At 59.6% G+C, this 13,235-nt stretch carries 10 protein-coding genes; 6 read left to right on the top strand and 4 right to left on the bottom strand.

What is annotated here, in order from left to right; genetic code table 11:
* Positions 1 to 85 precede the first annotated feature (85 nt).
* The 6 genes from FVE66_RS02930 (at position 86) to FVE66_RS02905 (ending at position 5,469) form a co-directional block, all read left to right on the top strand.
* Positions 86 to 1,129, top strand: a complete 1,044-nt coding sequence (locus FVE66_RS02930; RefSeq protein ID WP_151445873.1) for an ArsJ-associated glyceraldehyde-3-phosphate dehydrogenase — start codon at positions 86 to 88, stop codon at positions 1,127 to 1,129.
* 5 nt (positions 1,130 to 1,134) lie between these two features.
* On the top strand, positions 1,135 to 2,406 hold the full coding sequence (gene arsJ, locus FVE66_RS02925) for an organoarsenical effux MFS transporter ArsJ (protein ID WP_151445872.1): 1,272 nt from the start codon (positions 1,135 to 1,137) through the stop codon (positions 2,404 to 2,406).
* A 92-nt stretch (positions 2,407 to 2,498) separates the two neighbouring features.
* Positions 2,499 to 3,002, top strand: coding sequence for an arsenate reductase ArsC (locus FVE66_RS02920; RefSeq protein WP_151445871.1), 504 nt, complete (start codon positions 2,499 to 2,501; stop codon positions 3,000 to 3,002).
* A gap of 81 nt (positions 3,003 to 3,083) precedes the next feature.
* Entirely contained in the window at positions 3,084 to 4,100 is a 1,017-nt protein-coding gene (arsB, locus tag FVE66_RS02915; RefSeq protein ID WP_151445870.1) for an ACR3 family arsenite efflux transporter, read from the top strand.
* A 56-nt stretch (positions 4,101 to 4,156) separates the two neighbouring features.
* On the top strand, positions 4,157 to 4,900 hold the full coding sequence (arsH, locus tag FVE66_RS02910) for an arsenical resistance protein ArsH (protein WP_277753149.1): 744 nt from the start codon (positions 4,157 to 4,159) through the stop codon (positions 4,898 to 4,900).
* A gap of 413 nt (positions 4,901 to 5,313) precedes the next feature.
* Positions 5,314 to 5,469 carry a DUF3309 family protein gene (locus FVE66_RS02905; RefSeq protein ID WP_151445869.1) on the top strand — a complete coding sequence of 52 codons (156 nt, stop codon included), beginning with the start codon at positions 5,314 to 5,316 and terminating at the stop codon, positions 5,467 to 5,469.
* Positions 5,470 to 5,669: 200 nt separating this feature from the next.
* On the opposite strand, the gene FVE66_RS02900 is transcribed toward FVE66_RS02905, so the two are convergent.
* The 4 genes from FVE66_RS02900 to FVE66_RS02885 form a co-directional block, all read right to left on the bottom strand.
* A complete protein-coding gene (locus FVE66_RS02900; RefSeq protein WP_151445868.1) occupies positions 5,670 to 6,926 on the bottom strand; it encodes a putative Na+/H+ antiporter in 1,257 nt (418 codons plus the stop codon).
* 161 nt (positions 6,927 to 7,087) lie between these two features.
* Positions 7,088 to 7,903 carry a TlpA family protein disulfide reductase gene (locus tag FVE66_RS02895; protein WP_151445867.1) on the bottom strand — a complete coding sequence of 272 codons (816 nt, stop codon included), beginning with the start codon at positions 7,901 to 7,903 and terminating at the stop codon, positions 7,088 to 7,090.
* Positions 7,900 to 10,830 (bottom strand): bifunctional diguanylate cyclase/phosphodiesterase, encoded by a 2,931-nt coding sequence (locus FVE66_RS02890; RefSeq protein WP_151445866.1) that lies wholly within the window; start codon positions 10,828 to 10,830, stop codon positions 7,900 to 7,902. The genes FVE66_RS02895 and FVE66_RS02890 overlap by 4 nt, the downstream gene beginning before the upstream one ends.
* Positions 10,831 to 10,903: 73 nt before the next feature.
* The gene (locus FVE66_RS02885) at positions 10,904 to 13,198 is read right to left on the bottom strand and encodes a diguanylate cyclase domain-containing protein (protein ID WP_161993172.1); all 2,295 of its coding nucleotides are present in this window, start codon (positions 13,196 to 13,198) and stop codon (positions 10,904 to 10,906) included.
* Positions 13,199 to 13,235: the final 37 nt, after the last annotated feature.

Below are 13,235 nucleotides of genomic sequence, written 5' to 3'. Positions count from 1 at the left end.
GATTCCGCTGTCATCAAATCGTCATCAAATCCTCATTCAAACGCCCTATAATTCAATAATTCTTTAATTATCGAAGGGGAATCGGATGAAAGTAGGCATCAACGGCATGGGCCGCATAGGCCGCCTGGCATTGCGCGCCGCCATGGGCGCGGCCGAGCGCCAATCTGAAGACCCGCGAGCAGGCAATCGGCTGGAGGTGGTACACCTCAATGAAATCAAGGGGGGCGCAGCGGCTACGGCTCACCTGCTGGCATTTGACAGCGTACAGGGAAAATGGCGCGCCGATATTGCTGCTGAAGGCGATGACAGCATTCGCATCGACCGCAGCAAATTGTCGTTCAGCGCGCATCCGACAGCTGCGGAAATCCCGTGGGGTGAGCTGGGTGTAGACCTGGTACTGGAATGCACCGGCAAGTTCCTCACGCCCGAGACCCTGCAAGGCCATCTGGATCGTGGCGCCAAGCGGGTCATCGTCGCAGCCCCGGTCAAGGTCGGGAACGTGCTCAACATCGTGGTCGGCGTCAACCACGAGTTGTACAACCCGGCCAATGATCGCATCGTGACCGCCGCCTCCTGCACCACCAATTGCCTGGCCCCGGTGGTCAAGGTAGTGCATGAGAACCTGGGTATCCGGCACGGGCAGATCACCACCATTCACAATCCCACCAACACCAACCTGGTGGTGGATGCACCGCACAAGGACCTGCGCCGCGCCCGCAGCGCGATGCTGAGCCTGGCCCCCACCACTACTGGCAGCGCCACGGCGATCGCACTGATTTATCCCGATCTCAAGGGCAAGCTCAACGGCCACGCCGTGCGCGCCCCCGTGCTGAACGCTTCCCTGACCGATTGCGTGTTCGAGCTGCAGCGAACCACCAGTGCCGAGGAAGTCAACGCCCTGTTTGCTGCTGCCGCCAAAGGCCCGCTGGCCGGCATCCTCGGCTACGAAGAGCGCCCGCTGGTCAGCGCCGACTATGCGCACGACACCCGCAGCTCGATCGTCGACGCCTTGTCGAGCATGGTGACGGACGGGACGCTGCTCAAGGTCTATGCCTGGTACGACAACGAGATGGGCTATGCCTGCCGCATGGTGGACCTGGCGTGCCACATGCAAGGCGTGGGAATCTGAACACCATGTCCGAAGCCATCGCATCCGCGCGCAGCGGCAATTCCGCAGTCCGCAACTACGCCATCGTCACCGCCGCCTATTGGGGCTTCACGCTCACTGACGGCGCCCTGCGCATGCTGGTGCTGCTGCATTTCTACCGGCTGGGATATTCGTCCATCACGCTGGCCTTCCTGTTCTTGCTGTACGAGGCGGCTGGCGTGCTGGCCAACCTGATCGGCGGCTGGCTGGCCACCCGTTACGGCATTGCGCGCATGCTGACCGTGGGCCTGACCACCCAGATTACCGGCTTCCTGCTGCTGTCAGGTCTCAATCCGGAATGGACGGCAGCAATGTCAGTGGCTTGGGTCGTGATTGCGCAAGGGGTCTGCGGTGTAGCCAAGGACCTGACCAAGACTGCCAGCAAGTCGGCCATCAAGATCACGGCAGACCAGGCCAAGGACCAGGGCGCGAGCCAGTTGTTCAAATGGGTGGCCTGGTTCACTGGCAGCAAGAACGCCATGAAAGGCGTCGGCTTTTTTCTCGGCGGTTTGCTGCTGGACCTGATGGGCTTTCGCGGGGCGCTCTGGGTCATGGCGGTGCTGCTGGCGCTGGTACTGCTGGCCGTGGTGGCGTTCGTGCCGCGGCTGATGGGCAAAAGCCGTGCCTCCAGATCGGCCCGGGAACTGTTTGCCAAAAACCGGGGCATCAATCTGCTGGCAGCCGCACGGGTGGTGCTTTTTGGCGCGCGCGACGTCTGGTTCGTAGTGGGGGTTCCGGTGTTCCTGTACTCCTTCGGCTGGACCTTCACCATGGTGGGTGGCTTCCTGGCGCTGTGGACCATCGGCTATGGCCTGGTCCAGGCGCTGGCGCCCAATATCGTCAGACGCAGCGCGGACGGCCTGAGCAGCGAAGTCCCCGCAGCGCGCTGGTGGTCGGCGGTCCTGGCCGTGGTGCCGGTTTGCCTGGCCATTGCGATGTTGCTGCAGGTGCCGCACCTGGAGTGGGTAGTCGTAGGGGGCCTGGGCCTGTTCGGCATTGCGTTCGCGGTAAATTCCTCGGTCCACTCCTATCTGATCCTGGCTTATGCCGGCAGTGAAAAAGCGGCCGAGGACGTCGGCTTCTATTACGCGGCCAATGCGCTCGGGCGTTTTTGCGGGACGCTGCTGTCCGGGCTGCTTTACCAATGGGGCGGTCTGTTGTATGCCCTGGTCGGCTCGGCGGCCATGCTCATCACCTGCTGGCTGGTGACGCTGGCCCTGCCCGTCACACGCGCCGGCCAGGCTCAAGGCCATGAATGATTTGCGGCCCTTCCTGAGCGCGAATTGCTGCCAGGGCGCCCACTGCCTGGACACCGTATCCATCCAATGCACCAACTATTGAAAGGTCAACCATGTCGTCAAAGGTATTCAACGTACTTTTTCTCTGCACCGGCAACTCCGCACGAAGCATCATGGCCGAGGCTCTGCTGAACCAGATGGGTACCGGACGCTTCCGTGCCTTCAGCGCTGGCAGCAAGCCGGCAGGCCAGGTTCATCCGCGCACCATCGAATTACTGGAACGAAACGGTATCAGCACCGATAATTTGCGCAGCAAGAACTGGGACGAATTCGCTGGGCCTGGCGCCCCGCAGATGGATTTCGTGCTGTCGGTGTGTGACAAGGCGGCAGCCGAAGCCTGTCCGGTCTGGCCCGGGCAACCGATGTCGGCGCATTGGGGAATCGAAGATCCGGTGTCATCCGGATCGGACCACGATGTTCAGCAGCGCAAGGATTTCAACGAGGCCTTCGCGACACTGAAGAGCCGCATTTCCTTTTTCCTGGCCCTGCCACTCGACAAGATCCAGAAAATTTCGCTTCAGAACGAACTCGGCCGGATCGGCAAAGAACAAGCCTGATAAGCTCCACCCGCTGCCAGCCTGGGCACTGACAAGTGCCCAGGTTTTTTGCTTTTACAAGAATTGAAACAGGAATTGAATATGGGACTGTTTGAACGTTTCCTCACACTCTGGGTTGCGCTGGGCATCATGGCCGGTGTCGGGCTGGGCCTGCTATTTCCCGCTGCCTTCCAGCTGGTGGCTGCACTGGAAGTGGCGCACGTCAACCTGGTGGTGGCCGTGTTCATCTGGGTGATGATCTATCCGATGATGATCCAGATCGACTGGAGCGCGGTGAAGGAAGTGCGCCAGAAGCCGAAGGGGCTGATGCTGACCCTGGTGGTCAACTGGCTGATCAAACCATTCACCATGGCCGCACTGGGCGTGCTTTTCTTCCAGTATGTGTTCGCCCCCTGGGTAGACCCGAAATCGGCCAGCGAGTACATCGCCGGCATGATCCTGCTCGGTGTGGCGCCCTGTACGGCGATGGTGTTCGTCTGGAGCCAACTGGTCAAGGGAGATGCCAACTACACCCTGGTGCAAGTGTCGATCAACGACCTGATCATGGTGGTGGCATTTGCACCGATCGCCGCATTCTTGCTGGGCGTGACGAATGTGACGGTGCCATGGGAGACGCTGGTGCTGTCCACGGTGCTGTATGTGGTACTGCCACTGGTGGCGGGAATGGCCACGCGGCACGCATTGCAGGGCCGGTCCAGCCATGCAGTGGCAGACTTTGTCGCGCGCCTGAAACCCTGGTCCGTGATCGGACTGATTGCCACGGTGGTGTTGCTGTTCGGCTTCCAGGCCGGAACCATCGTGGCCCAGCCGGCCATCATCGCCTTGATCGCAGTGCCGCTGGTATTGCAGTCCTATGGCATCTTCTTCATCAGCTGGTGGGGAGCCAGGATACTCAAACTGCCCCACGACGTGGCCGGCCCCGCCTGCCTGATCGGCACCTCCAACTTCTTCGAACTGGCAGTGGCTGTGGCAATTTCCCTGTTCGGCTTGAATTCCGGGGCCGCCCTGGCGACCGTGGTCGGCGTCTTGGTCGAAGTGCCGGTGATGTTATCCCTGGTAGCCATCATCAATGCCTGGCGACCTGAGACATCGGATTGAGGAAGATACAGCCACGGCAGGTAGCAATATGATCAACGAGTCAGAGGTACGAGAACGTGACCAAGGCAAGCGACGTAGTCAACAATCTTTTGGGTGATCTGCCGCAGGTGGATCCGCAGCATTTCCGTGTGCCTGACCCGGCATCATTGCAACCCGCGCAAGCATCCACCCATCCCCCGCGATTCCTGTTGCTGTACGGCTCCTTGCGCAAGCGCTCCTTCAGCCGGCTGACTGTCGAGGAAGCGGCACGCCTGCTGCAAGCAATGGGCGGTGAAGTAAGGATCTTCGACCCCAGCGGCCTGCCGCTGCCCGACGATGCACCAGAGAGCCACCCCAAAGTGGCAGAGTTGCGTGACCTGACCCGATGGGCCGAAGGCATGGTGTGGTGCTCGCCAGAACGCCACGGCGCCATGACCGGCATATTGAAAGCCCAGATTGACTGGATCCCCCTGAGCATGGGAGCGGTTCGCCCTACTCAGGGCAAGACCTTGGCCCTGATGCAGGTCTGCGGCGGCTCCCAGTCGTTCAACGCCGTCAGCCAGATGCGAGTGCTCGGGCGCTGGATGCGCATGATCACCATCCCCAACCAATCCTCGATTGCCAAGGCGTTCCAGGAATTCGACGAGAACAACCGAATGAAGCCGTCGAGTTACTACGATCGTCTGGTGGATGTGATGGAGGAGTTGTTCAAGTTCACCCTGCTCACCCGGGACGTTGCGCCGTATCTGGTGGACCGGTACAGCGAGCGCAAGGAAAGCGCCGAAGAGTTGATGAAGCGGGTCAATCAAGCGGCCATCTGATCAGATGATCGAGGCAAGCGTGATTTCGCAGCAGTCATGCAAAAGCCCGGTTGAAACTGGTCGGGGCCGGCGTGATCGTGCTGATCGTGCTCGTGGCCTGAACTCATCCGAGAGGTCCTTCAATCGCTCGCATGGCTTTACTCAGTCAATCGACCGACCGTGGAATTTCATTTTTTTATCTGGCACATGCAGTCCTTCATATGATGGGGTCAAGACCTGCCCCCTTGATCACTCTATCATCAGGAAGACAGCCCAGTGTGCGGTGGCAGACCGAAAATTCAGATCATCGTTCGTATGATGCACAGGCAATGCAAAGACACGACGATCGATCAAATGCTCGTCGTCTGAAAGATGAACACCGAATCGAAGGAGCGGGAAGCTGCTCCATTGCGACTCACTGACAGGGATATGAAATGATAGGAACAATTCTCCTGATCGTTCTGGTTTTAATGCTGATCGGCGCGCTTCCAAACTGGTCCCACAGCCGGAACTGGGGTTACCGTCCCAGCGGCGGTCTTGGCCTGGTACTGATAATCCTGCTCATCCTGCTGCTGATGGGGAAAATTTAGGGCGTTGCCCGCGGGATCTGGCGTAAGCGTTCGGGGCGACTGACTGTCGTCTGCGGCAGGGCTCCGAGCGCTTACCGTTGTCCTTGAAAGGCTGATCTTTACCCACTTGCTGATTTGTGGCGCAGACCGTCGCACACCACGATTGCTCCCTCCCTTTCAAGGGGAGGGAGCTACAAAGTCGATCGCCCATTGCCGATGCATCAAAGAATGCGGAACGCCATCACCGCCACCAGCGTCGGTGGCAAGGCAGCGATCAACAAGCCCAAAGGATGGATGGCGTTGCCGGGGAATTTCTCTTTCAGGATCGTCGCGCCTGCCGGGTTGGGGGCATTGGCTATCACCGTCAGGCCACCACCGGTGACGGCTCCGGCGACCAGCGCCACCTTGAACTCTTCACTCAGCCCTTCGACCAGCGAACCAAGGTAGGTCAGGGCCGCGTTGTCGGTGATGGCTGTCAGGGCCGTGGCGCCGAAGAACACAGCGTTGGCATCCATGCTCATCAGCACAGGTTGCAGCCACCATTGCTGCACGCCGCCCAGCACCACCAATCCAGCCAGGAAAAATGCAACCAGCAGGGCTTCGCGCAGGATCAGCGGGTTCTGGTGGCGCTGATAGGCGGTTGTGAATCCCATGAAGAACAGGAACACACCCATGAACACGGCCGGGTGATGGGCAAAAACCACCACGATGGCAAGGAATGCCAGGTGCACCAGCACCACCGAAAGCGGAACAGCATCATGTTCGGCCGGCGGGGTCTTTCCCATGTGGCCGATCTGGTTACGGAACAGCAGCATGGCAGAGCCGGCATTGAACACCACTGCGATCGCTGCCTTCCAGCCAAAGTTGGCGATCATGAACCAGATGTCCCAATTCCATTTGGCTGCCACCATCAGTACGGGGGGAGCAGCAAAAGGCGTCAAGGTACCGCCGATGGAGATGTTGACGAACAGCACCCCGATGGTTACGTACTTGAGTCTGGACGAGACCTGCTGCGAAAAGAGCGTGTCGCGCAGCATCAGTGCTGCCAGCGTCATGGCGGCCGGCTCGGTGATGAAGGAACCCAGCATGGGCACAAATCCCAGCACCAGGAAGTACATTGCCATCCCCTTGGGCAAGGGCATGAAGCGGGCGATGAAGCGCACCGATGCGCCGGCAAGCTGCAGGATGGGCCGGGTGCCTGCTATCACCATGATGGCGAACACGAACATGGGCTCGGTGAAGTTGCGCGAATCCAGGTAGGCGGTGGCGTCCTGCTTGCCGCTGATTGAAAACATGAAAAGCATCAGCACCATGGCCCAGAAGCCAAATACCACTTCAACTTCACCCAGCAGGTGCCAGATGCCGGCATGGCGTGGCTGGCGATGAGCCAGGTTTTCGAAAAATTTGGTGGAGAAAGTGTGCAGCACGGCCAGGCCGAACAGGCTGGCGCCGATGATCTGGATGAGTGTGGGTGTCATGGTCGTAGTTGGTCCGCGAGGCGGCCCGACCGTCGCATTAACCTGTATCGCCGCAGCATGCGGCGCCTACACCCGACACCAGTTTAACTGAACTCGGGCTGTAAAGGCACGACGGCAAAACGTACGCGCCGTCCTTGTCGACCGCGACCGGATTGCCGGCGCTATTTCACCGTCGCCCGCAGCGCGCTCACCCGCTGCAACAGCGTGGCCTCCGATACCTCACCCATGCGGCGATCAACCAATTTTCCCCGTGCGTCGAAGAACAGCGTCGTCGGCAAGGCACGCGAGCCGGTGGCGCTGCCAAGCTGGCCGCGCGAATCGAGCAGCACGTTGTCCAGCACCAGCCCCTTTCCGGCGAGATATCTGCTGACTGCCTCCGACGACTCGCCCTGGTTGACGAACACGAAGGCAATGTCCTTATGGCGCGCCTGTGCGTCGCGCAGCACCGGCATCTCGCGCTGGCATGGCGGGCACCATGTGGCCCACAGGTTCACCACCATCGGCTTGCCGGACAGGGATTGCAGCGCAAGCTGCTTGCCATCCAGCGTTTCAAGGACCAGCGCCGGCATCTGCATTGCGGGCGCAAACGCCAATGAACTGGCCACGGTACCTGCCATCCAGAATGCGGCGCCAGCCGCAAATCCGGCAAGCAAAGGTTTCCGGCGTTCCCGCCGGCGCCAGGCCAGCCACGCTGTCATCGCCGCCGCCGCACCAATGCCGGCAGATGCGGCAAAGCCCCCATCGCGAATATCGAGCATCTTCCACGGCGAAGCGGCATAGGATTCGAACCAGGCGGCGACATAGGCAGCACGCGCAGCCAGCAGGCCGAACAGCAGGACGCGCCACGACAGGCTTTCCATCTCCGCCGCCCGTTCGCCGCCGATGCGCCGGGCCACCAGCGTGCCGACCAGCAGTGCGCCAGCCAGTATCAGCGGGGCAACGGGAATGGCAAGGGGGCCGACTGTGATTGAACTCATCCGGCTCGTCGGAGCAACTGCTCCAGTTGATCTGCAGCCAAAGGCTTGCTGAATATGTAGCCCTGGAACTCATCGCAGCCCTGGGCACGCAAGAACGCTGATTGAGCCTCTGTTTCCACGCCTTCGGCAATCGTCTTGAAGCCGAGGCTGCCTGCCATTTGTATGATCGCCATGACGATGGCGCGATCGTCTTCGTCCGTCGCGATATCGCGCACGAAGGACTGATCGATCTTGAGCTTGCAGACGTTGAATTTCTTCAGGTAGCTCAGGGATGAATACCCGGTACCAAAGTCATCGATGGCCAGCCGCACGCCGCGCGCATGCAAGTCATCCATCACGGTAATCGCATTGATGGCGTTTTCCATGGCAACGCTCTCGGTCAACTCAAGTTCCAGGTACTCGGGCGGCAACTCTGCATCCTCCAGGATGCTGCTCACCAGTCCCGGCAAGTTGACATGACGGAACTGCACCGCCGAAAGGTTCACTGCCATCACCATGGGTGGCAGGCCGGCGTTCATCCATTCCTTCAACTGCATGACCGCAGTGCGCAGCACCCAGGAGCCGATTGCGACAATCTGCCCACTGCTCTCGGCCAGGGGAATGAATTCGGCCGGAGAAATATTTCCCAGTTCCGGGTGCGTCCAGCGCAGCAAGGCCTCGACACCAACCACCTTGCTGCCATCCATGGTGACCTGTGGCTGGTAGAGAACATGGAACTGATTGCGCTCCAGCGCCTGATGCATGGCACTCTCCAGTTGCAGCATGCGTGTCGTACGCATCTGCATTTCCCTGGCAAAGAACCGGAAGTCGTTCCGTCCATCCTGCTTGACGCGATTCATTGCCGTATCGGCACTCTGCAACAGGCTGTCGAAGTCGGCGCCGTCCTCCGGGTACAAGGCAATGCCGATCGACGGGGTCACGACCAGCTCCTGCCCCTGGATCACATACGTTTGCGAGATCGATTCCAGTAGCTTGGCCGCCGCGCGCGCGACCACATCTTCATTCGCATCGGTCAGGACGATCACGAATTCATCGCCCACCACACGCGCAACGGTATCCGACTGCCGCACCGCCAGGGTCAGGCGCTTCGCGACATTCATCAGCAACTCGTCACCGACCTTGTGTCCCAAAGTGTCGTTCACATTCTTGAAGCGATCCAGGTTGAGGTACAACACTGCGATACGTGTATCAGACCGTATCGCGGCACTGATGGCGTGATCCACCCTATCCTTGAGCAGCTGCCGGTTGGGGAGTTCTGTCAGCACATCGTAGTTGATCAGTTTTTCGATGCGCTTTTCGGCCTCGAGGCGCGAAGTAATATCGACCACCGATGCCAACACATAATTTCCGGCCTGGCCAGTAATCGGTGTGAGTCCGATCTCCACACGAAATTCATCCCCATTGCGACGTCGCGCAAAAAGGTACCGCTCTCTTCCCATGGCCCGCCTGCTCGGTTCCCGAACAAACGCGACCAGACTTCGCTGATGATCTTTCCTGGCCACCGCGGGTATCAGGACTTCAATATTTGCACCGATCAGCCCCCCTCCTTCATAGTCGAACAAGCTATCGGCCTGGGAGTTTGTCAGGACGATGATGCCGGCCTCATCCACCATGATCATGGCGTTTGGCGAGGCCTGGACCGCACTCCGAAAACGGTCTTCCTCACGCTTCCTGGCGGTGATGTCCGTGTGCGAGCCAACCATGCGCACTGCGACGCCCTGATCGTCCAGGATCGTTTCGCCGCGGGAGTAGATCCAGCGATAACTGCCATCCTTGTGACGCAGTCGAAACTCGCTTTCATAGCGGCTGTCCGGGGGCGCAGAAAAAAAATCCTTTTGCCGCTGAATGGCCGCCTCGCAGTCATCCGGATGCAACAGTGATTTCCAGGTTGAAAGACGATTTTCAAGCTCGGCATCCTGGTAGCCCAGTTGCGATTTCCAGACCGGAGAAAAATAGCACTCGCCGGTGCTCAGGTTCCAGTCCCATAACCCGGTATCCGAGGCTGCGACAGCAAGCTCCAGTTTTTGCTGCGCGTTCGCCAACTCGCGGTAGGGTCGATCGATCGATTCGACCACCACGGCGCGGTAGATCAGGACATATGCGACGAATTTGTAGATATGGCCCAGCACGTTGTACAAACCCGTCATGGTGCTGTACATCGTGAAAAACAGTTCGCTCATGGCCATGATGCATACCGCACCCCAGAGCATCACGGCATCGACCGCCTGCGGCTTCCTGAGTTTGCGCCACAGGAAAACGGCCGTGGCCAGGTTCATCATGATAATGACGTACTCGACATTTTTCTTCGCTGGCGTCAACCCCAGGCCAGGAATGAACCAGCGCGGCAGCCAGTCCTGGTGGTTGACGATCACCCAACCCAGGACCAAGGTCAGCAGCACCAGCACTGACAGGAACAAATGCTTGGCCGACAGGCTGGCGCCCCGATCCCAGGACTGGATTGCAACCGCCAACAATCCCAGCGCCGCGACGAAGCGGGCCGACATCCAGAAACCGAGATGTTTGTCACCATCGTTAGGCCCGAAGAAATCGGGCATTCCAACGTAAGCGAAGGTGTGCGAGAAGTCCAACAGACCGACCACGAAGAAAATTCCGGCCAGCACGACCAGGATGCCCGGGATTTTTTCCGTCCGCGAATTCCAGCCGACTGCAAATACCATCATGGAAATCACGATGGAGACGATTTCCATGAAAGAGTGCAGCACCAGATAGTGGTCAATACCCTTGTAGTCATCGGGCGTGGGTATCAGCCATGAAACATACTGGACCGCCGCCAACAGCGCCAGCAGTCCGAAGATCTCCCGCACCGCGCTGCGGTGGGAATCATGCACGCCCCAGCCTGCAGTACGGCCATCCAATGTCAATGGATCGCGGTCCTGCGTGATGTCCTGCGTAATGTCCCGCTTCATTTCAATACGCCTCCCCTCGGCATCTTCTTTTCTTCTGACATTGCATTAATCATCACTGTCTTGGATTCCCGGATCAGCCAGGAGCCAAGGCCATCTCCGGGTCGAAGACGACAACCCGGTCGCGGCCCGTATCCTTGGCGCGGTACATGGCAGCATCGGCATTTTTTGCCAGCTCCGTGGCGGTGCTGCCGTGACCAGGATAGATCGCGATGCCGATGCAGGATCCGATCGACAGGGTCTTCCCCTCCAGCAGGAAAGGCTGGTTCAGCGATTCGCGAATTTTTTCTGCCACCAGCACCGCTGCGTCCGGCGTTTGCAGGTTCATCAGCAGCACCACAAACTCGTCGCCCCCCACCCGGCCGACCGAGTCGGACTCGCGCAGGCACGCAATGATGCGCAGTGCCACCGCTTTCAACACCAGGTCGCCCATGGCGTGCCCCCAGGTGTCGTTGACTGGCTTGAACTTGTCCAGATCCAGGAACAGCAGCGCCAGTTGCGACTGGTTGCGCCGGGCCAGCGCCAGTCCCAGCTCCAGTCGTTCGAAAAACAGGATACGGTTGGGCAGATTGGTCAGCGGGTCGTAATGCGCCAGGTGAGCCAGGCGGTCCTGTGCCTGCTTCAGTTCGGTGATGTCGGCCACGACGTACAGGAAACCGGTGACGCGCCCCTGTTCGTCCAGCAGAGCCGAAGCCGAGCACGAGGCAATGAAGTGCGTGCCGTCCTTGCGGCGGATGACCATCTCGCCAACCTGGCTGCCACCCGCGTTGATTTCCGCTACCAGTGATTTGAAATCAGACGGGCCGTCGTCCTTCAACAGCGACTTTTGCGCCTCCGGATCGTGGAAAATCATCGGCGTGTGCAGCCCCACAAGCTCGTCTGCCCGATAGCCCAGCATATGCTCGGCGGCGGGATTGAACAGTGTAATCATGCCCTCCGGATCGGTGGCGATGATGGCATAGGAATGATGATCCAGGATCGCCGTTTGCAAGCTCAACAACTCATGAAGCTTGGCCTCGGTTTTCCGGCGTTCAGTGAGATCGTCCAGCACCACGATTGCGTGGCTGGCCTGGTCCAGGTGGATGGAAGAGAGGGCCACGTGCAGCGGAATCTCCGAGCCATCCCGGCGCAAGCCGACAACTTCAAACTGTTCTTGAAGCGCCTGCGGGCCAGCCTGCCACGCTGACTGCGGGGCGGGATCAGTACTGGCCGTCAGCGAATGCGAGGCCTCAAGCTGTTGGCGCGGCATGCCTGTCAGTTCCTGGACCGGGTAGCCGAACATGGCGCTGGCGGCCTGGTTGGCTTTGCGAACCACGTTTTCCGGATCAATCACCAGCATTGCCAGCGGCGAGGCGTCGATGATGCGCCCGGCCTGCTGGTCGATACGCTCCAGTATGCGTTGCTGCGTCAAACGGTAGATGTGCCAGAAGCCAGCGGCGGCCAGCAAGATCATCAGCACGCCGAAGCCCAGCAGCATGTAGATGTTGACGCCCAGGCTGGCGATGAAGTCCTGGGTCGCCTCCCCGACGATGATATAGAAGGGATATGGCCCTACCTTCAGGTACGAGTAGTAGCGCGTGACCTGGTCGTAGTTGGTCATGGCCTTGTAGCTACCCCCATCCGGCGCAATCTTGACCAGCTCCGCCAGCTTTTGCGAAACCTTGCGGTTGCCGACGTCCGCGTCAGGCTTGGGGCCCCGGCGGAATCGGTCGATCTGCGCCATCTCGCTGGTGCGCAGCACGATGGCACCGGTTGGCCCCAACTTGATGGACGCGAACAGATCGCCGAAAACTTCGTTATGCAGGTTGATGAACACAACCCCGGCGAAACTGCCATCCGGATTTTCAATGCGGCGGGCCAGCACGAGCACCCATTGTTTCGCGAGTCGCGCAAAGATCGGCCCGGAAAAAATCATGGGACTGTCTGCCGAACCAGCGGGCAGATCGCGCAGACGATAAAAATAGTCCCGGTCCGACAGGTCGATGGGAACGATACCGTCGCCGGAGCCATGGCGCAGCACTCCTTTGTCATCCAGCATGCGTATGTTCAGGAACACGGGAGATACCGCCATTACCTGATTCAGGTAGGCATGGAAGCGCCCGGGCTCGAATTGGCCGCGCGAACGCTGGTCAATGTACTGGAATGCCACTATTTTCAGCAGGCTGTCGGCATTGGCAAAGACATCCCCGATATGCTGAGCCAGCAATTTCGTGGTGTTCTGGGTGAGAACCTCCGCCCGCTCCTGATACCGCCGGGACTCCTGCCAGATGTTGATGCCCGTCAGCACCACAATGAGCAGGCAGACCAGCAGCGCGCCGCCCAGATAAGGCAGCCATTCGCGAGGGCGGCGGCTGATTGATTTCTGTCCCATATCTCTGATTTTTATTGTCATTACTGCACTACTGGTC

Source organism: Lacisediminimonas profundi, from assembly GCF_008831265.1.
GTDB classification, from domain to species: domain Bacteria; phylum Pseudomonadota; class Gammaproteobacteria; order Burkholderiales; family Burkholderiaceae_D; genus Lacisediminimonas; species Lacisediminimonas profundi.
This window is presented reverse-complemented; position numbering and strand designations above follow the sequence as displayed.

Bases quoted from the DNA above. Each gene is read 5' to 3' on its own strand.
- FVE66_RS02930 (WP_151445873.1), top strand. From the start codon at position 86: ATGAAAGTAGGCATCAACGGCATGGGCCGCATAGGCCGCCTGGCATTG.
- arsJ (WP_151445872.1), top strand. From the start codon at position 1,135: ATGTCCGAAGCCATCGCATCCGCGCGCAGCGGCAATTCCGCAGTCCGC.
- FVE66_RS02920 (WP_151445871.1), top strand. From the start codon at position 2,499: ATGTCGTCAAAGGTATTCAACGTACTTTTTCTCTGCACCGGCAACTCC.
- arsB (WP_151445870.1), top strand. From the start codon at position 3,084: ATGGGACTGTTTGAACGTTTCCTCACACTCTGGGTTGCGCTGGGCATC.
- FVE66_RS02905 (WP_151445869.1), top strand. From the start codon at position 5,314: ATGATAGGAACAATTCTCCTGATCGTTCTGGTTTTAATGCTGATCGGC.
- FVE66_RS02900 (WP_151445868.1), bottom strand. From the start codon at position 6,926: ATGACACCCACACTCATCCAGATCATCGGCGCCAGCCTGTTCGGCCTG.
- FVE66_RS02895 (WP_151445867.1), bottom strand. From the start codon at position 7,903: ATGAGTTCAATCACAGTCGGCCCCCTTGCCATTCCCGTTGCCCCGCTG.
- FVE66_RS02890 (WP_151445866.1), bottom strand. From the start codon at position 10,830: ATGAAGCGGGACATTACGCAGGACATCACGCAGGACCGCGATCCATTG.
- FVE66_RS02885 (WP_161993172.1), bottom strand. From the start codon at position 13,198: ATGGGACAGAAATCAATCAGCCGCCGCCCTCGCGAATGGCTGCCTTAT.